The following is a 20006-nucleotide window of genomic DNA, read 5'->3' as shown; positions in this document are numbered from 1 at the left end:
ATTATTCTTTACATTATTAGTTTAATTTGATAGAATAGACTACGTGTGTAATGGACACACAAAAAACGACTAATCCGCTAGGACACTGCTCTTAAGATTAGTAAGATAAGGAGAAAATAAAATGAATCCATTAATTCAAAGTTTGACAGAAAGTCAACTTCGTACTGATATCCCATCATTTCGTCCAGGAGACACTGTACGTGTCCATGCGAAAGTTGTCGAAGGAAATCGTGAACGTATTCAGATCTTTGAAGGAGTTGTTATCTCTCGTAAAGGTCAAGGTATTTCAGAAATGTATACTGTTCGTAAATTATCAAGCGGTATTGGTGTAGAACGTACTTTCCCACTTCACACACCACGTGTTGATAAAATTGAAGTTGTTCGTTACGGTAAAGTTCGTCGTGCGAAACTTTACTACTTACGTGCTTTACAAGGTAAAGCTGCACGTATCAAAGAAATTCGTCGTTAAGACAATTTCAAAAATCTGCTCGCATGGGCAGATTTTTTTATCCGTTCCCTTAGTTAAATGGATATAACAACTTCCTCCTAAGAAGTCGTTGTAGGTTCGATTCCTACAGGGGACATCAAAAAGCAACCTTTAAATTTTATTTTAAAGGTTTTTTATTTTTTCTATAAGCAAAGAAGTCTATTATTTTGTCACTAAAAAATAAGCATGATTAAAAAATCGTGGTATAATAAAAAGACAAAAAATAAGAGAGGTCGTCATGGAAAAGATTAAAAAGGCTATTGATAATAGAATTGATTATTTGTTGATTTTACCAGTCTTTATTTTACTTATTATTGGTTTATTAGCGGTTTATATAGCCATCAACCATGATTATCCTCAAAACCTAACAACTGTATTAGCTCAACAAGTTTTATGGATTATCACTGGATTTGCTCTTAGTTTTGTCGTTATGCTGTTTAGCACAGAGTTTTTATGGAAAATAACGCCATTTCTTTATATATTAGGGCTTGGTTTAATGATTTTACCCTTGTTTTTTTATAGTCCACAATTGGTTGCTCTAACAGGGGCAAAAAACTGGATTACGATAGGAAATACAACATTATTTCAACCATCAGAATTTATGAAAATTTCATATATTTTGGTGTTATCGCAAGCAACTGTTAAATTACAGCAAAATATTGTTAATCGCTTTTTTAAAGATGACTTGAAGTTGCTTTTAGTTTATGGTTTATTAACCCTTCCTGTCTTAGTTTTGTTGGCCCTGCAAAAGGACTTAGGAACAGCCTTAGTCTTTATTGCTATCTTGTCCGGACTAATTTTATTATCAGGTATTTCTTGGCAATTGATTGTTTTTGTGACAACACTCATTATTTCTGGAGCAGTGGGTTTTTTAGCCATGTTTCTTTCACCAATGGGTAAATCTTTCTTTTACCAACTGGGTATGGATACCTATCAAATCAACCGGATTTCTGCTTGGTTGAATCCCTTTGACTTTGCTGACTCGATTGCCTACCAACAAACTCAAGGAATGATTTCTATTGGTAGTGGTGGCTTTACGGGTAAAGGCCTTAATGTTGTTGATTTATCTGTTCCTGTCCGAGAAAGTGATATGATTTTTACTGTTATTGCCGAAAATTTTGGCTTTATCGGTTCTAGTCTACTCTTAGCACTTTATTTATTTTTAATTTATCGGATGATTCGGGTAACTTTTGAATCAAACAATCTTTTTTATACTTACATTTCCACTGGCTTTATCATGATGATTTTATTCCATATTTTTGAAAATATTGGAGCAACTATTGGTGTTCTACCGTTGACAGGTATTCCGTTACCTTTTATATCACAAGGAGGAAGTTCTTTAATTTCCAATTTACTAGGGGTCGGATTAATTTTATCTATGTCTTATCAGAATCAAAAAAATAAGGAAAGTTTTATTGAAGAACAAGAGTCGATAAACTGAGAAAAGTTCTAGTAATAGAGCTTTTTTCTCTATTCAAAATAGTGTAAAAAACGTTAAAATATGTTATAATAAAGAGCGTATGTAGTGACTTTATTATTGATGTTAATTCAGTTTAGAATACGCAATAATAATCCACTAATAATGATTTAATAGTTAAAACTGTTGATAAGTATCTATCTTGATGGAAGACTATTAAATAAAAAATAATGATAAGGTTAGGGTGAATGGTAAAAGATAACAAAAAGAAAAAGGATTTAGCAAATGAATATGATGCTAGTCAAATTCAAGTTTTAGAAGGATTAGAAGCAGTCCGTATGCGCCCAGGGATGTATATAGGTTCCACTTCAAAAGAAGGTTTACACCACTTGGTTTGGGAAATTGTCGATAATTCTATTGACGAAGCCTTGGCTGGATTTGCAAGTCATATTAAAGTATTTATTGAACCAGATAATTCTATTACGGTTTCAGATGATGGACGTGGTATTCCCGTTGGTATCCAAGAAAAAACGGGTCGTCCTGCAGTTGAGACGGTCTTTACGGTTCTTCATGCTGGAGGGAAATTTGGTGGTGGTGGCTATAAAGTATCCGGTGGTCTTCACGGGGTAGGGTCATCAGTTGTTAATGCCTTATCTAGCCAGCTAGATGTTAAAGTTTATAAAAATGGAAATATCTACTATCAAGAGTACAAAAGAGGACATGTTGTTGATGATTTAAAAATCATTGGTGAGACAGATTTGTCAGGAACAACTGTTCATTTTACACCTGACGGTGAGATTTTTACAGAAACCTTAGAGTTTGATTTTAATAAATTAGCAAAACGGATTCAAGAACTAGCCTTTTTAAACCGTGGGTTAAGAATATCAATTACAGATAAACGTGAGAACCACTCTCAAGAGTTAGAGTTTCATTATGAGGGTGGGATTGCTAGCTATGTAGAATTCATCAACACCGATAAGCAAGTTATTTTTGACACACCAATCTATACCGATGGTGAAATGGATGGTATTGCTGTTGAAGTAGCCATGCAATATACTACAGGCTATCATGAAAATGTCATGAGCTTTGCCAATAATATCCATACCCATGAAGGTGGAACGCATGAACAAGGGTTTAGAACAGCCTTAACACGTGTTATCAATGATTATGCTAAGAAAAATAAAATCTTGAAAGATAATGATGATAATCTTACAGGTGATGATGTTCGTGAAGGCTTAACTGCTGTTATTTCTATTAAGCATCCTAATCCTCAATTTGAAGGACAAACCAAAACCAAATTAGGCAATAGTGAAGTTGTTAAAATTACTAATCGACTCTTTAGTGAGGCATTCAACCGTTTCTTATTAGAAAATCCTCAAACGGCTAAGAAAATTGTTGAAAAAGGGATTTTAGCAAGTAAAGCCCGTATAGCTGCTAAGAGAGCAAGAGAAGTTACACGCAAAAAATCTGGTCTTGAAATCTCAAATTTACCAGGTAAATTGGCTGACTGTTCCTCTAACGATGCCGCTCAAAATGAATTATTTATTGTGGAGGGGGACTCAGCAGGAGGATCGGCTAAATCAGGACGAAATCGCGAATTTCAAGCTATTCTACCTATTAGAGGTAAAATTCTCAATGTGGAAAAAGCAACAATGGATAAGATTCTATCCAATGAAGAAATCAGAACTATTTTTACAGCCATGGGAACAGGCTTTGGTAATGATTTTGATGTTGAGAAAGCACGTTACCACAAGTTGGTCATCATGACAGATGCCGATGTTGATGGTGCTCACATCAGAACCTTATTATTAACTCTGATTTATCGCTTTATGCGTCCAGTATTAGAAGCTGGTTTTGTTTACATCGCTCAACCACCAATTTATGGTATTAAGGTTGGTAGTGACATTAAGCAATATATTCAACCAGGTCCAAATCAAGAAGAAGAATTAAAAGAAGCTATGCAAAAGTATAGTGAGGGTCGTTCTAAACCATCTGTGCAACGTTATAAAGGTCTAGGTGAGATGGATGATCATCAACTTTGGGAGACAACTATGGACCCCGAAAGACGTCTAATGGCACAGGTTTCTATTGAAGATGCCGCTGAAGCTGACCGTGTTTTTGAAATGTTAATGGGTGACAAAGTTGAGCCTAGACGTGAATTTATTGAAGAAAATGCTGTTTATAGTACTTTAGATATATAAGCTTTTGAAAACCACATAGAAGTATGGTATAATCGTAATGTTATAGACCATATTAGTAAAAAATGACAAGTTAAGGAGATTAAGATGACCAGTGGAATCGTCTTATTAATAGTAGGAATTGTTTTATTAGTTATCATTGCTTATCTTATAGGGGCGATTATAAGAAGACGTAATGATGGCTTGATTGCAAAATTAGAAGAACGTAAGCAAGAGCTTTTTGATTTACCTGTCAATGATGAAATTGAAGAAGTTAAGAATCTTCATTTGATTGGTCAAAGTCAAACCGCTTTTCGTGAATGGAACCAAAAATGGGTTGATTTATCACTTAATTCGTTTAGCGATATTGAAAACCATATTTTTGAAGCTGAAAATCTAAATGCCACCTTTAATTTCTTTAAAGCCAAAAGTGAAATTAATAGTATTGAGAGTCAGTTAAATTTAGTAGAAGAAGATATTAAAGGTATTAGAGAAGCGCTAGAAGTTCTTAAAGAACAAGAAGGAAAAAACAGTTCACGCGTGACTCATGCTCTTGATATGTATGAAACACTTCAAAATGATATAGCTGAAAATGCTGATAATTACGGTCCAACAATGACTGAAATTGGTAAGCAATTAAAGAATATTCAAGGTGAATTTTCTCAATTTGTTACTTTAAATTCTTCAGGAGATCCAGTTGAGGCAGCTAACATTTTAGAACGTGCCGAAGAACACACGATTGCTTTAGGGCAAATCACAGAAAAGATTCCTGCTATTGTGACCAAATTAGAAGATGATTTTCCAGATCAGTTAGATGATTTAGAAACTGGCTATGGTCGTCTTTTGGAAGAGGACTATCATTTTGTTGAAGATGATATTGAAGTGCGTTTCCAAGAAATTAGAGAAGCTATTGCTAAGACGATCGAAGACTTATCATCCTTAGATTTAGATAAAGCAGAAAGTAGTAATCAAGATATTCAAGAAAACATTGATTCCTTATACGCTTTATTTGAAAAAGAAATTGCAGCCTTTAAAGATGTCACAAAAGAAAAAACCATTATTCCGAACTTTATTAAACACAATAAAGAAAATAACCAAAAATTAATTGATGAATACCAACGTTTGTCTCATCGTTATCTTTTAAATGAGAAAAACAGTGATAAACTAAAAGGGTTCCAAGAACAATTGTCGACAATGGAATCTGAAATGGCGACTATCGTTGAATCGATTGAAGAAAGAAAAGAACCTTTCTCAGTCCTAAAAGCATCACTTGCAAAAATACATGAAAATCTCTTAGAGATTGAGCAAGAACAGTTTGCTATTTTAGAATCCTTTAAAGACATTGAGACACTCGAAGAGACGTCTCGTCAAACCTTGGACAATTACATCAATAAACTTCATATTATTAAACGTTATATGGAGAAGAAAAACTTACCTGGTATTCCTCAACATTTCTTGAGTACTTTCTTTACAACAAGTTCTCAGCTAGAAGCATTGAGAGATGAGCTTAGTCGTGGTAGGGTAGATATTAATATTGTTTTAAAACTAACAGATGCGGCCACTGGAGCATTAGCAACACTTGAAGAAACAACTTATCAAGTCATTGAAAATGCTACCTTAACAGAACAATTATTACAATATTCAAATCGTTATCGTAGTTTTGAACCATCTGTTCAAGAAAGTTTTGAGAGAGCTTTGGAGTTATTTGAAGGTCATTTTGATTATCAAGCTTCCTTTGAAGAAATTTCCTATGCGCTTGAAACAGTGGAACCTGGTGTGACTGAGCGCTTTGTTACCTCTTATGAAAAAACAAGAGAAAAAGTTGGCTTTTAACAGCAGACATTACTAAAAGCACTTGCCTTAACTTCCTTATGATATAGGAATTTCTTAAGGCAAAGTGCTTTTTTAAAACAAAATAAAATGGAGAAAATATGTCAGAAATAAAAGGATTATTGGTGATGGATGTTGATTCAACTCTCATTCAAGAAGAGGTGATTGATCAGTTAGGATTAGCTATTGGTAAAGGAGAAGCCATTGCCAAGATTACTGAAAAAGCAATGAGGGGTGAATTGGATTTTAAGCAATCCCTAAATGAAAGAGTCTCTTTATTAGAGGGGTTGCCAGAGAGTATTTTTGATGAGGTGCTAAAGAAGCTTCACTATACAAAAGGTGCTGAAGAATTAGTATCAGAGCTTCATAGTCGTGGCTACAAAATTGGACTTGTTTCAGGTGGCTTTCATGAAATTGTCGATAGGTTAGCTGAAAAATTAAAGATCGACTATGTTAGAGCCAATCGTTTAGAAGTAAAAGAAGGCTTTCTAACTGGTCAAGTGATGGGAGATATTGTCACCAAAGAAGTAAAAAAAGCAATGTTAGAAGAATGGGCAAGCGAAAATCAGCTTGCGGTGTCAAAGACGGTTGCAGTAGGTGATGGTGCGAATGATTTGCTAATGTTAAAACGAGCAGGTCTAGGAATTGCTTTTTGTGCCAAACCTATTGTAAGAGAACAAGCTGATTATCAGATTAATGAAGCTGACCTTTACCAAGTTATTTCACTGATAGATCAATATCTATAAAATAAAGGAGCTAGAGATATTAGTCTCTAGCTTTTCAAGATAAAGGCTAAAATGTCTGTTTAATTGTAATAATTGCTTCTCGTTAAAAACAATACTAGTTCTCTCCTAACATTCTCTGACGATTACCATTTGAAGTGTTTTTCTTTGTAAAACATCTCTTTACAATATGATTAATAATAATTAGGAGAGCTTTCTTTTGGGTTGCCATTTCATCAGTATAATATGACTATTTCAGTCTCATTAATAAGTCATCAGCCAGATGATAGAGTCATTGAAGTGGTTTTGGTTCTTTTACTAAGCTACTAGCTTATTTGTACATAAAACATTTCCTTCTTGTTGCTATTTTATCAATTTTTTTTTAAACTAGTAAGTAGCAAAAATTAAAAAGGAGTCACTCGTGATTATTTTAATTTATATTCTTATTGTTTTATTTGCCACTACAGTAGGAGCCACTACTGGACTTGGCGGTGGCATTATTATTAAGCCATTATTTGATGTTGTAGGTTTTCATAGCGTAGATGAAATTGGTTTTTTCTCATCAGTAGCTGTCTTTTCAATGTGTATTGTTTCTCTTTATAAACAACTTCGTCGTGGGACAGCCTTCAACAAAACCATAGTCTACTCTATCTCTTTTGGCTCGGTTATTGGAGGTTTTTTAGGAGAATATCTTTTCCAATATGCTTTTGAAATTTGGTCAAACCAACAAGTGAAAGCAGTACAAGCCAGTGTTTTACTAGTAACATTGTTGGTTATCTTTTATTACACCCTCTCCAAAGATAAAATAAAAAATTTACAAATAACAAGTAAAATTGGTAGTGTTTTAATTGGTCTGTTTTTGGGAATGATTTCAGTTTTCTTAGGAATAGGCGGTGGTCCTTTAAATGTTTCAATGCTAATGTTTTGCTTTTCTTTTCCAATTAGAGAAGCCGCTTTTTATTCCTTAGCCACTATCTTCTTTTCACAATTATCAAAATTAGGGATTTCGGTTCTGGGAGGTAGCTTTATTGCTTATGATTTAAAGATCATTCCTTTTTTGATTATCACTGCTTTTATTGGGGGATTAATCGGTACTAGACTTAATCAATCCTTACCTATTAAAAAAATTGAACAACTGTATTCACTTTTAATTATATTTCTCATCCTACTGTCAGCATATAATGTTATTGTTAATATGTTATAAACAAATAAAAATCTCTCTTGACTTAATTGTCAGAAGAGATTTTTATTTTTTAAAAAGTCTCCTTAAAAGAGATTTTTTTTGAGGAGTTTGTTTTGTGTCTTCTTTTTTGGAGAGTAGTTGAGGGAACACATCGTAAATATCAGTTTTCTCAACATATTCGGGCGATTGTGTATGAACCACAATGCCAAATGGAGAATTTGATGTTTTCTCATCAACAATGGTAGCATTAATCCTTTGTTCTTGGGCTATTTTTAAATAGTGCATTTGGAGATTGAGAGCTATTTGTGGAGAAATTTTAACAAATAAATCTTCCTCATATTGGTCATTTAACTCTTCTATAGCTTGAGGGAAAAAATGTTTAATGTCATCCTTTTCAGTGTTTTTGATGAGAATCGTTAAAATGACCCGTTCAGAAAACGTTCCGAGATAATAACGTTGTTCATCAGGATTTAAACGTTTTTCACCTAAAGCCCCCTTTAAAACTTTTTCATGTAAATCTGCCATAGTATACCTCTCTTAGTTCTTATTATCAATTATACACTATTTTTTAAAAAAAGAGAAAGCCGTTGTTTCATTGAAATAACACTTGTTAGTGATTAAAAATCAATTTAAAAGAGTTTGTGTTAGTCTACTAAAAGTCATTTTTAAAGAGAATGGGTTTTGTTTTTATAGGGTAAAATCTTGCTTATGTTATGAGATTGTGGTATTATTAACATGTAAAAAATTAAACTCATAAGGAGAGTATTATATGTCAATTATTACAGATGTTTACGCTCGCGAAGTCTTAGACTCACGCGGGAACCCAACACTTGAAGTAGAGGTTTATACTGAATCAGGTGCTTTCGGACGCGGTATGGTTCCTTCAGGTGCTTCAACTGGTGAGCATGAAGCAGTTGAACTTCGTGACGGTGACAAGTCTCGTTATCTAGGACTTGGAACTCAAAAAGCTGTTGACAACGTAAACAACGTTATCGCAGAAGCTCTTATCGGTTATGATGTTCGTGATCAACAAGCTATTGACCGTGCGATGATTGCTCTTGACGGTACTCCAAATAAAGGTAAATTAGGAGCTAACGCTATTTTAGGTGTTTCTATTGCCGTAGCGCGTGCAGCAGCTGATTACCTAGAAATTCCTCTTTACAACTACCTTGGTGGTTTTAATGCTAAAGTTCTTCCAACGCCAATGATGAATATCATTAACGGTGGTTCTCACTCAGATGCACCAATTGCTTTCCAAGAATTTATGATTGTTCCTGTTGGAGCACCTACTTTCAAAGAAGGTCTTCGTTGGGGTGCTGAAGTTTTCCATGCCCTTAAGAAAATCCTTAAAGAACGTGGTCTTGTAACTGCTGTTGGTGATGAAGGTGGCTTTGCACCTAAGTTTGAAGGCACTGAAGATGGTGTTGAAACAATCCTTAAAGCCATTGAAGCTGCTGGCTATGAAGCTGGTGAAAATGGTATTATGATTGGTTTTGACGTAGCATCATCTGAATTCTATGATAAAGAACGTAAAGTGTATGACTACACTAAATTCGAAGGTGAAGGCGCAGCAGTTCGTACTGCAGCAGAACAAGTTGATTACCTTGAAGAATTAGTTAACAAATACCCAATCATCACTATTGAAGATGGTATGGATGAAAATGACTGGGATGGTTGGAAAGCTCTTACTTCTCGTCTTGGTGGACGTGTACAATTAGTCGGAGATGACTTCTTTGTTACTAATACTGACTACCTTGCTCGTGGTATTGCTGAAAATGCAGCTAACTCAATTCTTATTAAAGTTAACCAAATCGGTACTTTAACTGAAACTTTTGAAGCTATCGAAATGGCTAAAGAAGCTGGTTATACTGCAGTTGTTTCACACCGTTCTGGTGAAACAGAAGATTCAACAATAGCTGATATTGCCGTAGCAACAAATGCTGGACAAATCAAAACAGGTTCATTATCACGTACTGACCGTATTGCTAAATACAACCAATTACTTCGTATTGAAGATCAACTTGGTGAAGTAGCTGAGTACCGTGGTTTGAAATCATTCTATAACTTGAAAAAATAAACCTTGATTTAATAAGGTTTTAAGCCCCCTAGTTTAACTAAGGGGCTTTATTTTTGTTAAAAAAGAACAAAAAAGGGGCTAGATTTTTAAATTGATTTAAAGGTGTTAACTAGCATTTCAATTTTAATCTAATTACAGGGAAGATAACAGTTGTTATTGAAAGAGCTTTCATGATATAATGAGAAAAAAGAAATATGGAGGCTTGTCAATGGAAAAAACCTTATTTATTATTAAACCTGATGGTGTAAAAAGAGGATTAGTGGGAGAAGTCATTAAAAGAATTGAGCGTCGTGGTTTTATTATTGAAAAATTAGATATGCGGATGGCGACTCAAGAACTATTAGAACAACACTATGAAGCCCTTATTAAAAAACCATTTTTCCCAGAATTAAAAGACTATATGACAAGTGGTCCAATTGTTATTGGTGTTATTTCAGGCAATCGAGTAGTTTCTTCGTGGCGAACAATGATGGGGGTTACCAATCCTAAAGATGCATTGCCTGGAACCATTCGGGGTGATTTTGCTCAAGCTCCAGGAGAAGAAGGTGGGATTTTTAATATCGTTCATGGGTCTGATTCGACCGAAGCAGCCAAAAGAGAAATTGCCATTTGGTTTAGTCAATCAAGTGAAAAGAAAAAATAGCTAAAGAAAATGTTGGGTAACTACCTAACATTTTTTTATTTTAATAAAAGTTTAGAGTGCCCATAACTATTGAAACTTTGGTATAATGAATAAAAAGGTTTAGGAGAAAAAATGGTGAAATTAGCAACGATCTGCTATATTGATAATGGTAAGGAGTTATTATTACTTCATAGAAATAAAAAAGAAAATGATGTTCATGAAGGCAAGTGGATTAGTGTTGGTGGTAAAATTGAACAAGGAGAAAGCCCTGAAGAGTGTGCCAAACGTGAAATTTTTGAAGAAACAGGACTGACTGTCACTAAAATGGCTTTTAAAGGGGTAATTACTTTTCCAAACTTTACTCCTAAAGAGGATTGGTATACCTATGTTTTTAAGGTAACAGGATTCGAAGGAAACCTACTAAAAGAATCACCTGAGGGTACTTTAGAGTGGGTAGCTTATGAAGACGTTTTAAATAAACCAACCTGGGAAGGTGATTACGAGATGTTGAAGTGGATTTTAGAGGATTATCCTTTCTTTTCAGCTAAATTTTCCTATGTTGATAAACAATTAGTAGATAAAGAGGTCACTTTTTATGACTAACAACGATTTTAGACATCAACGTCATCAAACTGTCTTTGGTGTTAGAAGTTCAGCCATAATTATTGAGAATAATCTGCTATTGACTTATTATAATGAAGAAAAAGAGGCTTATTATCTACCAGGGGGTGCCATTGAAGTTGGTGAGTCTACAAAAGAGGCAGTACAACGTGAAGTAATGGAAGAATTGGGTGTTGCTTGTCGAGTTTCAAACTTATTGTTTGTAGTTGAAAATGAATTTTCTTTATCTGATAAAGAATTTCATAATATTGAGTTCCATTATGCTGTTACTCTGCTTGATAAGGCACCTCGTCAGATTTTTGAAGATGGGCACTTACCTGTTAAATGGTTATCGTTAAATGATTTAGCAAGGTACAATCTTAACCCAGGATTTTTGAAAAAGGCTTTATTACAGCCAAAAGGCACCTTACAACATTTTATTTATTTAAGGGATAAGCACTAAGACAATGTATTTATTATAAAATTTTAAAGAGGATACTATGAATAATTTCAGAGACAAAAAATTTAGTTTCAGCTGGTTTTTTAAATGGTTTATAGATAATAAAGCCAATGTGGTTTTATTATCAATGCTACTAGTCTTTTTAAATATTTTTGTTTTAACAAAAATTAGTTTTATTTTTAAACCTGTTATTACAATTATTTCTATTATCATGTTACCAATTGTGATTTCAGGGTTATTGTACTATCTTTTAGAGCCAATTGTTTCTTTTTTAGAAAAAAAAGGACTTAATAAAATTGCTTCCATTACCATTGTTTTTATCATGGTTTTGGGCCTCTTGGTTTTAGGAATTGCTAGTATTGTTCCAACCATTCAAACACAAATATCCTCTTTTATTAAGAACTTACCTGATTATATAACACAATTAGAAGGGCAATTGACAGAGTTATTAAAAGATGATCGACTAGAAGCCATGCGTCCCCAGTTATCAGAAATGATTGATAATTTTAGCCAGACGGCTATTGATTTTGTTCAAAGCTTCTCTAGCCAGGCTGTTGATTGGGCAAGTCGATTTGCTTCGGCTTTGACGAAAGTCATGTTAGCTCTTTTAATTTCTCCCTTTATCCTATTTTATCTTTTAAGAGATAGTGATCAAATCAAAGGGGCTATCGTGTCATATTTACCAACAAAAATTAGAAAACCAATGGCACGTATTTTGACGGATGTTAATAAACAGTTATCAGGCTATGTTCAAGGACAAGTGACGGTTGCCATTGTTGTTGGTTTAATGTTTTCAATCATGTTTAATATCGTTCAACTACCTTATGCCATTACTTTAGGAATAATGGCTGGTTTCTTAAATATGATTCCTTATTTAGGTAGTTTTCTAGCCATGGTTCCGGTTGTTATTCTAGCCATGGTAGATGGGCCAATCATGCTTGTAAAGGTTATCATTGTTTTTACAATCGAACAAACCATTGAAGGCCGTTTTGTGACACCACTTGTTTTGGGTAGTAAATTAAATATTCACCCAATCACCATCTTATTTATTTTATTGACCACAGGTTCAATGTTTGGTCTTTGGGGTGTTTTACTTGGAATTCCAGTTTATGCATCACTAAAAGTTGTGATTATAGAATTATTTGAATGGTACAAGTCAGTTAGTGGACTATATGAAGACGATAAAAGAGAGAAGACAGATGACAAATAGTGAAAAAATGCTAAAGGCAATTGAAAATAAGAATATAGAAGATGCAGATTATTATTTTAATCAAGCTCTTCTTCATGATGATGAGGCGTTATTGCTGTCTTTAGCAGAATACCTAGAGAGTATTGGTTTTTTCCCTCAGGCAAAAGCTATTTATTTAAAACTAAAAAAACATTACCCTGAAGTAGCCATTAATCTTGCTCAAATTGTTGCTGAAGAAGGAGATATTGAAACTGCCTTTTTATATCTTGATGAGATTTCAAAGGAAAGTGAGTATTATCTGCCAGCTCTTTTAGTGATGGCTGATTTATATGATATGGAAGGCTTGACAGATGTTGCTCGTGAAAAATTAGTTGAAGCAACCCAACTAAGTCATGACCCACTTGTTGTTTTTGGTTTGGCTGAAATTGAATTATCACTTGAGCATTATAAAGAAGCTATAACTGAATATGCTAAATTAGACCACCAAGAATTATTTGAACTAACTGGCGTTTCAACCTACCAACGCATTGGAAAGGCCTATGCTAGTTTAGGCAAATTTGAGGCAGCCATTGAATTTTTAGAAAAATCTTTAGAGCTGGATTACAGTGAAGAGACTCTTTTTGAATTAGCAACTATTTTATACCAACAACAAGAATATCAAAAAGCTAATATTTATTTTAAACAACTAGAGAATCTTTCTGGAGATTTTTCTGGGTATGAATATGTTTATGCCTTGTCACTTCATAAAGAAGACCAGATTGAAGAAGCTCTAAAGGTTGCTCAGCAAGGGTTAGCTAAAAATGAATTTGATAGCCAGCTACTTTTATTGGCATCTCAATTATCTTATGAGACTCATGATTCTAAAGCAGCTGAAACCTATTTATTATCAGCGCAACAACTTGTAGAAGACAAAGAAGAAGTCTTTTTACGCTTAACAACCCTTTATCTGGAAGAAGAACGTTATGAGGAAATTATTGCTTTAGCAAAAGAGTCTATCGACAATGTTTTAACCAGATGGAATATTGCTAAAGCTTATCAAGCTCTTGAAAATGAAGAAGAAAGCTTGAAAGCTTATGAGGAATTGTCAAAGGATTTAAAAGATAATCCAGAATTTCTTAAAGATTATTTTTATGTACTAAGAGAATACGGTGATACTAAGAAGATGAGAGCTATTGGTGAAAACTATCTTAAACTGGTTCCAGATGACTTGGAAATTGTTCATCTATTAGAAGAATGGGACTAAAAAGAAAACACTTGAGTCATCAAGTGTTTTTTGATTTGTTAGGATTTTCTCATCTTATTAATTTTTTCTTCGTTAGGTGTAACACGTAAGGTCTTTTGTCCAGTATAAGTGACAAATCCTGGTTTTGAACCGGTTGGTTTATTTAATTTTTTAGCGTCAATCATATCTACTTGAACAAGATTTGATAATCGAGCTTTAGAGAAGTAGGCTGCTAGTTCTGCGGCATCGGTTTTTACCTCATCACTGGGATTAGGATTATTGCGAATAATCACATGACTACCAGGGATATCTTTGGCATGAAACCAGAGATCATTCTTTTGGGCAATTTTAAAGGATAGCTCATCATTTTGGAGATTGTTTTTTCCGACTAGAATGATTGTCTTACCATCACTAGCTAGATACTGTTCAGGCTTTTGTCTTTTATGCTGTTTATCACGTCTTTTTTGCTTGATAAAGCCTGTTTCAATTAATTCTTCTCGAATATCAGCAATTTCAGAAATGGTTGCTTGACCAAGAGCTGTTTCGACACTTTCTAAATAAGCAATCGTTTCTTTGGTGTCTATTAATAGGTGACTGAGGTGCTTAACAGCTTCTTTTAATTTTTGGTATTTCTTAAAATAACGTTGTGCGTTTTGGTTGGGACTTAACGCTTTATCGAGTGAAATCTTAATCTTTTTTCCTGTATAGTAATTATCAAGCACAACTTGGTCCTGATTATTTGGGACACTTGTTAAAAAGGTTGTTAACAGCTCACCTTTTTGACGAAACTCCTCAGCGTTTTCTGTGTCTTCAAGTTCTTTTTCTTGTTTTTTTAGTTTTTTAAGATTCTTTTGTATTTCTGTTTTAACGCGATGGATTAAATCGTTGGCTTGTTGGTTAATTCTATCTCTTTGTGCTTTGTCTTTGTAATAAACATCTAGCAGCTCTGAGAGGCTTGTAAATGTCTCATTTGAGTCTGAGAATAAAATGGCTGAAAAGGATTTGTCAGTCAGACTGGGATTGGTTGTTTGTTCAAAAAAAGAACGAAAGGCTTTGAATTTTTCCTTGGTCAATCGTTGACTGAGTTCACTTGCAGTGTCTCTACCAAGACCTTGAAACAGAACTTGCAGATGACGAGGACTCAAGTCATTGGTTTGTAAAACTTCAAATAATTTTTCATCAGAGATATCAAAAGGATTGATGTTCTCAGTTTTTGGAGGCAAAACATAAGTGCTACCTGGTAGAATAGTTCGGTAGCTATTTTGTGAAAAGCCAACATGTTTGATTGATTCAATGATTTTAGCCTCGTTTTTATCAATTAAGATAATGTTGGAATGTTTTCCCATAATCTCAATCATTAAGGTGACTTTAATGTTATCCCCTATCTCATTTTTGTTAGAAAAGGTCATTTCAACAACACGATCATTATCTAATTGTTTGATGTCTTCAATCACAGCCCCTTGCAGATATTTTCGCATAATCATGGTAGTGGTATTTGGTGTTTGAGGATTATTAAATGCTACTTGTGTGATGTGAAGGCGTCCAAATACGGGATGGGCAGATAGAAGTAATCGATAATTTTGGCGGTGTTGACGAATCGATAAAATCAATTCATTTTCAAAGGGTTGATTAATTTTTTGAACCCGGCCAAAAAGAAGTTCCTCCCTTAACTCTTTAATCATATGGTGTAAAAAAAAGCCATCAAAAGACATAGCATTCTCACTTTCAATTTAGTGATTTTATTATACCATAGTTCCTTTATAAATCGTATGAATGCTATTTTTAAAAGCAAATCTTAATTGCCTTTCATTGAAAAAAAGGTTGAAAAGTTGTATACTAAAGGGGTATGCAACTTTGTTGCAATCGCTGTAATTCGACTTGTATAAAAGCAAGGACCGTTAGTATTAAAAAAATATTAAGGAGAAAAGAGTGACAAACATAAAAATCATTGCCCTTGGCGGTGTACGAGAAAATGGTAAAAACTTCTATATAGTAGAAGTTGGTAAAGCCATTTATATTTTAGATGCAGGATTGAAGTATCCTGAAAACGAACAGTTGGGTGTGGATGTGGTTATCCCTAATTTAGACTATGTTTTTGAAAACAAAAATAGAGTGAAGGGCATCTTTTTGACTCATGGGCATGCCGATGCTATTGGGGCTTTGCCTTACTTACTAGAAGAAGTGAAAGCGCCTGTATTTGGGTCTGAATTAACAATTGCCCTAGCTAAATTAGTTGTTAAAGCAAATGATGCCACTAAAAAATTTAAAAATTTCCATATTGTTGATAGTGATACTGAAATTGAATTTGGTAAAAACACTATTTCCTTCTTTAGAACAACACACTCTATTCCTGAGAGTCTAGGAATTGTGATTGGGACTTCAGAAGGTAACATTGTTTATACTGGTGACTTTAAATTTGACCAAGCAGCAAGTGAACTATATCAAACTGACTTTGCCAGATTAGCAGAAATTGGTAGTGAAGGTGTCTTGGCTCTTCTTTCAGATTCTGCCAATGCAGAAAGTAATTTCCAAATTGCTAGTGAAGCAGAAGTTGGCGATGAAATTAATAATGTCATTGCTGATTGGGAAGGTCGTATTATTGTTGCAGCGGTAGCAAGTAACCTTGTTAGAATTCAACAAGTTTTTGATGCTGCTGAAAAGCACGGTCGTCGTGTTGTTTTGACAGGGTTTGATGCTGAAAACATTGTTAGAACAGCCATAGATTTGAAAAAATTATCCCTATCTGATAAAAAATTATTAATCAAACCTAAAGAAATGGATAGATTTGATGATAGTGAGTTGATTATTCTTGAAACGGGTCGTATGGGTGAACCCATTAATGGACTTAGAAAAATGTCGACAGGTCGTCATCGTTATGTCCAAATTAAAGATGGGGATCTTGTCTATATTATCACAACACCAAGCATAGCTAGTGAAGCAATTGTGGCGCGTGTTGAAAACATGATTTATAAAGCTGGTGGTGTTGTCCAATCCATCACGAAAAACTTACGAGTTTCAGGTCATGCCAACGGTAGAGACCTACAGTTATTGATTAATCTAATGAGACCCAAGTATCTTTTCCCAATTCAAGGAGAATATCGTGAGTTGGCAGCACATGCTGGGTTAGCTCAAGAAATAGGTATGTTCCCTGAGAATATCTATATTATGAAACGTGGTGATGTCATGGTTCTACAAAAGGATCGTTTCTTAAAAGAAGGAACTGTTCCTGCTAATGATGTCCTACTAGATGGGAATGCGATTGGTGATGTAGGTAATATTGTCATGAGAGACCGTAAAGTGTTATCTGAAGATGGTATTTTCATTGTCGTTATTACCGTTAATAAACGTGAGAAAAAAATTGTGTCTAAAGCAAAAGTCAACACACGCGGCTTTGTCTATGTTAAGAAGAGTAGAGATATTTTGATTGACAGTGCTGAGTTGGTAAATACAACCGTGGAGAATTATTTAGCCAAAGATACATTTGAATGGGGCGAATTAAAATCTTCCATTCGCGACGCTGTTAGTAAGTTCCTCTTTGAACAAACCAAACGTCGTCCAGCAGTTTTACCGGTTGTTATGGAAGTTCGTTCGTAAAGCTTATTACTAAAACCAATGGATTAATTCAAGATTAAAATTAATAATTTGAAAATAAAAAAGACAAACACTAACTTTAGTGTTTGTCTTTCATTTCAGATTCAAAATTTATTTTAGAAAATCTTATTTTTTTGCTAATAAATCACGAATTTCAATAAGTAGTTCTTCTTGAGTAGGTCCAGCAGGTTCTTCTTCAACAACTTCATCAGTTTTACCTACAGCCATTGCACGTTCAGCAGCTTTAACAATAAAGAAGAGAACTGTGCCAACAATCAAGAAACTCACAACTGCATTGATAAAGTTACCAATAGCAATAGAGCCAATTTTGATACTTGAAAAGTCGGGTTGACCAACAATCATACCAATAATTGGTGTAATCACATCTTCAACTAAAGAAGTAATGACAGCACCAAAAGCACCTCCAATAATGACAGCGACAGCTAAATCAAGGACATTTCCTTTAAACAGAAAGTTTTTAAGGTCTTTAATCATATGTTTTGTGCTCCTTTCACATTTGATTCTTGTGAATTATAACTTATTTTTTTACGAAAAGCAAGTAAATAAGTTTTTAAAATTTACAATTATAAACGACTGTGCTATAATGAAATGTAAAATTACAATGGGATTTTTGTGTAGAGGTGATGATTTGGCAATAGATAAAGCAATGATTTCTGACATCAAAAATAGCGTTAATATTGTTGATATTATTGGTGAGGTTGTTGAACTCACAAAATCTGGTCGTCATTACCTTGGTTTGTGTCCTTTTCATCAAGAAAAGACCCCATCGTTTAATGTTATTGAAGATAAGCAATTCTATCACTGTTTTGGCTGTGGAAAGTCTGGTGATGTTTTTAAATTTCTTGAAGAGTATCATCAGATTTCATTTTTAGAGAGTGTCAAAATTTTAGGAGAAAGAGCTGGTTTTACAATTAGTAGTCAGTCATTGGGGGAGCAAACGCAAAAAAAACACCCTCATCATCTTATTTTTGAGCTTAATAAAGATGCTGCTAAGTTTTATCATGCTGTATTAATGACAACGACGGTTGGTCAAAAGGCCAAAGAATATCTTTATGATCGTGGCTTAACAGATGAATTGATAGCTTATTTTAATCTTGGTTTGGCTCCAGATGAGAACAATTATCTTTTTCAGAGCATTTCTTCTAAGTATGAGGAGAAAGAGCTGACCTCATCAGGATTATTTAATATCAGTGAGAGCAATCAATTGTATGATGCTTTTAGAAATCGGATTATGTTTCCCTTGACGGATGATTCGGGTAATTATATTGGCTTTTCTGGTCGTATTTGGACAAATGATGAGTTCAGTCAAAATCAAGCTAAATATAAAAACACAAGAACAACTCCATTTTTTAATAAATCTTATGAATTGTTTCATTTAGATAAAGCTAAAGCTGTCATAAAAAAAACTAATGAAGTCTACGTCATGGAAGGCTTTATGGATGTTATTGCGGCTTATCGTTCTGGAATAAAAAATGCTGTTGCTTCCATGGGGACTGCTTTAACAGTTGACCATGTTAGGCATCTAAAGAAATTTGCCAAAAAAGTTATTTTAACTTATGATGGTGACTCTGCTGGACAAGAAGCAATTACAAAAGCCTTAGATTTACTGAGTGATTTAACCGTTGAAATTGTGAAAATGCCACAGCAGTTGGATCCAGATGAATTTGTTCAGAAGTACTCTGAACAGGAGTTGGTAAGACTTTTAGAACAGTCAAGAATTAGTAGCATTGAATTTTTAATGCAATTTTATATGCCAACAAATAGTGATAATCTTCAAGCTGAGATTTCTTATGTTGATCAAATGGCTCAACTAATTGCTAAAGAAAAGTCACTGACGGCTCAAAATACTTATATCTATAAATTGGCTGAAAAATTACCAGATTTTGATTATCTTCAAGTTGAGCAGGTTGTCAATAATTATCGGCTAAGCAAACGTTCAGAGAAATCAAATACTAGTTTGCGTGTTTCATCTGTGAATCAAGAGATTCAAAAAGTAGGTCATACTACGGGATTGCTAAAAGCTGAAAATCAGTTGTTTCATCGGTTACTTCATCATGAACACTTATTAAATTCTTTTAGAAACAGAGATGATTTTAGATTTGAAACAAGAGAGTTACAATTTTTATATAGTATTTTAAAAGATAAAGGAGAATTAACGACTTTAGATTTGGCTCAAGTAACGGATAGCCAGAGACAAGCTTATTATCAGGTTTTAGAAGAAAATTTACCTGATGAGATAGCTGAACATGAAATTGAAGATATTGAAGAACGGAGAAACTTCTATTTAAAAGAGCAAGACTTGAAAAAGCAAAGTCAGTATATCCGGGAATCAAGTAATCAAGGGGATGTTGAAAGCGCCCTATCAGCGCTTGAAGCTTTAATTGAACAAAAGCGTCACATGGAATAAA

General features: G+C 34.1%; 17 protein-coding genes and 1 tRNA gene. 15 read left to right on the top strand and 3 right to left on the bottom strand.

What is annotated here, in order from left to right:
- The first annotated feature begins 121 nt into the window (after positions 1–121).
- From rplS to JHK62_RS04735, 7 genes are all read left to right on the top strand, one after another.
- Positions 122–469, top strand: coding sequence for a 50S ribosomal protein L19 (rplS, locus tag JHK62_RS04765; protein WP_199575588.1), 348 nt, complete (start codon positions 122–124; stop codon positions 467–469).
- A 43-nt stretch (positions 470–512) separates the two neighbouring features.
- Positions 513–584 (top strand) — tRNA-Arg (locus tag JHK62_RS04760).
- A gap of 141 nt (positions 585–725) precedes the next feature.
- Positions 726–1928, top strand: coding sequence for an FtsW/RodA/SpoVE family cell cycle protein (locus JHK62_RS04755; RefSeq protein WP_199575587.1), 1203 nt, complete (start codon positions 726–728; stop codon positions 1926–1928).
- Between the two features lie 224 nt (positions 1929–2152).
- Positions 2153–4105 carry a DNA topoisomerase (ATP-hydrolyzing) subunit B gene (gene gyrB, locus JHK62_RS04750; RefSeq protein ID WP_199575586.1) on the top strand — a complete coding sequence of 651 codons (1953 nt, stop codon included), beginning with the start codon at positions 2153–2155 and terminating at the stop codon, positions 4103–4105.
- A gap of 84 nt (positions 4106–4189) precedes the next feature.
- Positions 4190–5914, top strand: coding sequence for a septation ring formation regulator EzrA (ezrA, locus tag JHK62_RS04745; RefSeq protein WP_199575585.1), 1725 nt, complete (start codon positions 4190–4192; stop codon positions 5912–5914).
- 98 nt (positions 5915–6012) lie between these two features.
- Complete coding sequence (gene serB / locus JHK62_RS04740) at positions 6013–6657, top strand: phosphoserine phosphatase SerB (protein ID WP_199575584.1); 645 nt, start codon at positions 6013–6015, stop codon at positions 6655–6657.
- Positions 6658–7054: 397 nt separating this feature from the next.
- Positions 7055–7837, top strand: coding sequence for a TSUP family transporter (locus JHK62_RS04735; RefSeq protein ID WP_199575583.1), 783 nt, complete (start codon positions 7055–7057; stop codon positions 7835–7837).
- Positions 7838–7879: 42 nt separating this feature from the next.
- On the opposite strand, the gene JHK62_RS04730 is transcribed toward JHK62_RS04735, so the two are convergent.
- Positions 7880–8341, bottom strand: a complete 462-nt coding sequence (locus tag JHK62_RS04730; RefSeq protein WP_199575582.1) for a DUF1694 domain-containing protein — start codon at positions 8339–8341, stop codon at positions 7880–7882.
- Between the two features lie 244 nt (positions 8342–8585).
- Here JHK62_RS04730 and eno point away from each other — a divergent pair, with 244 nt between their 5' ends.
- The 6 genes from eno to JHK62_RS04700 all read left to right on the top strand — a co-directional run bounded on the left by eno (position 8586) and on the right by JHK62_RS04700 (position 14007).
- A complete protein-coding gene (gene eno / locus JHK62_RS04725) occupies positions 8586–9893 on the top strand; it encodes a surface-displayed alpha-enolase (RefSeq protein WP_199567570.1) in 1308 nt (435 codons plus the stop codon).
- Positions 9894–10101: 208 nt separating this feature from the next.
- Complete coding sequence (gene ndk, locus JHK62_RS04720; RefSeq protein ID WP_199575580.1) at positions 10102–10536, top strand: nucleoside-diphosphate kinase; 435 nt, start codon at positions 10102–10104, stop codon at positions 10534–10536.
- A 111-nt stretch (positions 10537–10647) separates the two neighbouring features.
- On the top strand, positions 10648–11118 hold the full coding sequence (locus tag JHK62_RS04715; protein ID WP_199575578.1) for an NUDIX hydrolase: 471 nt from the start codon (positions 10648–10650) through the stop codon (positions 11116–11118).
- On the top strand, positions 11111–11578 hold the full coding sequence (locus tag JHK62_RS04710) for an NUDIX hydrolase (RefSeq protein ID WP_199575577.1): 468 nt from the start codon (positions 11111–11113) through the stop codon (positions 11576–11578). The genes JHK62_RS04715 and JHK62_RS04710 overlap by 8 nt, the downstream gene beginning before the upstream one ends.
- Before the next feature lie 37 nt (positions 11579–11615).
- Positions 11616–12785 carry an AI-2E family transporter gene (locus tag JHK62_RS04705; RefSeq protein WP_199575576.1) on the top strand — a complete coding sequence of 390 codons (1170 nt, stop codon included), beginning with the start codon at positions 11616–11618 and terminating at the stop codon, positions 12783–12785.
- Positions 12775–14007 carry a tetratricopeptide repeat protein gene (locus JHK62_RS04700; protein WP_199575575.1) on the top strand — a complete coding sequence of 411 codons (1233 nt, stop codon included), beginning with the start codon at positions 12775–12777 and terminating at the stop codon, positions 14005–14007. Before JHK62_RS04705 ends, JHK62_RS04700 begins: the two co-directional genes overlap by 11 nt.
- Before the next feature lie 38 nt (positions 14008–14045).
- Here JHK62_RS04700 and JHK62_RS04695 read toward each other — a convergent pair whose 3' ends face one another.
- Complete coding sequence (locus JHK62_RS04695; RefSeq protein WP_199575574.1) at positions 14046–15698, bottom strand: Rqc2 family fibronectin-binding protein; 1653 nt, start codon at positions 15696–15698, stop codon at positions 14046–14048.
- 217 nt (positions 15699–15915) lie between these two features.
- On the opposite strand from JHK62_RS04695, the gene JHK62_RS04690 reads away from it, so the two are divergent.
- Positions 15916–17580 carry an RNase J family beta-CASP ribonuclease gene (locus tag JHK62_RS04690; RefSeq protein WP_199575573.1) on the top strand — a complete coding sequence of 555 codons (1665 nt, stop codon included), beginning with the start codon at positions 15916–15918 and terminating at the stop codon, positions 17578–17580.
- Between the two features lie 123 nt (positions 17581–17703).
- On the opposite strand, the gene mscL is transcribed toward JHK62_RS04690, so the two are convergent.
- On the bottom strand, positions 17704–18072 hold the full coding sequence (gene mscL, locus JHK62_RS04685) for a large conductance mechanosensitive channel protein MscL (protein WP_199575571.1): 369 nt from the start codon (positions 18070–18072) through the stop codon (positions 17704–17706).
- Positions 18073–18199: 127 nt separating this feature from the next.
- Here mscL and dnaG point away from each other — a divergent pair, with 127 nt between their 5' ends.
- Positions 18200–20005 (top strand): DNA primase, encoded by a 1806-nt coding sequence (gene dnaG, locus JHK62_RS04680; protein WP_281389897.1) that lies wholly within the window; start codon positions 18200–18202, stop codon positions 20003–20005.
- Position 20006 lies beyond the last annotated feature (1 nt).

Source organism: Streptococcus pacificus (genome assembly GCF_016481305.1).
In the GTDB taxonomy this organism is placed as follows: Bacteria; Bacillota; Bacilli; order Lactobacillales; family Streptococcaceae; genus Streptococcus; species Streptococcus pacificus.
Note: the sequence above shows the minus strand (reverse complement) of the source record. Positions and strands in the feature narration are given on the sequence as shown.

Bases quoted from the DNA above. Each gene is read 5' to 3' on its own strand.
- dnaG (WP_281389897.1), top strand. From the start codon at position 18,200: ATGGGATTTTTGTGTAGAGGTGATGATTTGGCAATAGATAAAGCAATG.
- mscL (WP_199575571.1), bottom strand. From the start codon at position 18,072: ATGATTAAAGACCTTAAAAACTTTCTGTTTAAAGGAAATGTCCTTGAT.
- JHK62_RS04755 (WP_199575587.1), top strand. From the start codon at position 726: ATGGAAAAGATTAAAAAGGCTATTGATAATAGAATTGATTATTTGTTG.
- JHK62_RS04700 (WP_199575575.1), top strand. From the start codon at position 12,775: ATGACAAATAGTGAAAAAATGCTAAAGGCAATTGAAAATAAGAATATA.
- JHK62_RS04730 (WP_199575582.1), bottom strand. From the start codon at position 8,341: ATGGCAGATTTACATGAAAAAGTTTTAAAGGGGGCTTTAGGTGAAAAA.
- ndk (WP_199575580.1), top strand. From the start codon at position 10,102: ATGGAAAAAACCTTATTTATTATTAAACCTGATGGTGTAAAAAGAGGA.
- serB (WP_199575584.1), top strand. From the start codon at position 6,013: ATGTCAGAAATAAAAGGATTATTGGTGATGGATGTTGATTCAACTCTC.
- JHK62_RS04715 (WP_199575578.1), top strand. From the start codon at position 10,648: ATGGTGAAATTAGCAACGATCTGCTATATTGATAATGGTAAGGAGTTA.
- JHK62_RS04695 (WP_199575574.1), bottom strand. From the start codon at position 15,698: ATGTCTTTTGATGGCTTTTTTTTACACCATATGATTAAAGAGTTAAGG.
- JHK62_RS04710 (WP_199575577.1), top strand. From the start codon at position 11,111: ATGACTAACAACGATTTTAGACATCAACGTCATCAAACTGTCTTTGGT.
- rplS (WP_199575588.1), top strand. From the start codon at position 122: ATGAATCCATTAATTCAAAGTTTGACAGAAAGTCAACTTCGTACTGAT.
- JHK62_RS04705 (WP_199575576.1), top strand. From the start codon at position 11,616: ATGAATAATTTCAGAGACAAAAAATTTAGTTTCAGCTGGTTTTTTAAA.
- gyrB (WP_199575586.1), top strand. From the start codon at position 2,153: ATGGTAAAAGATAACAAAAAGAAAAAGGATTTAGCAAATGAATATGAT.
- ezrA (WP_199575585.1), top strand. From the start codon at position 4,190: ATGACCAGTGGAATCGTCTTATTAATAGTAGGAATTGTTTTATTAGTT.
- eno (WP_199567570.1), top strand. From the start codon at position 8,586: ATGTCAATTATTACAGATGTTTACGCTCGCGAAGTCTTAGACTCACGC.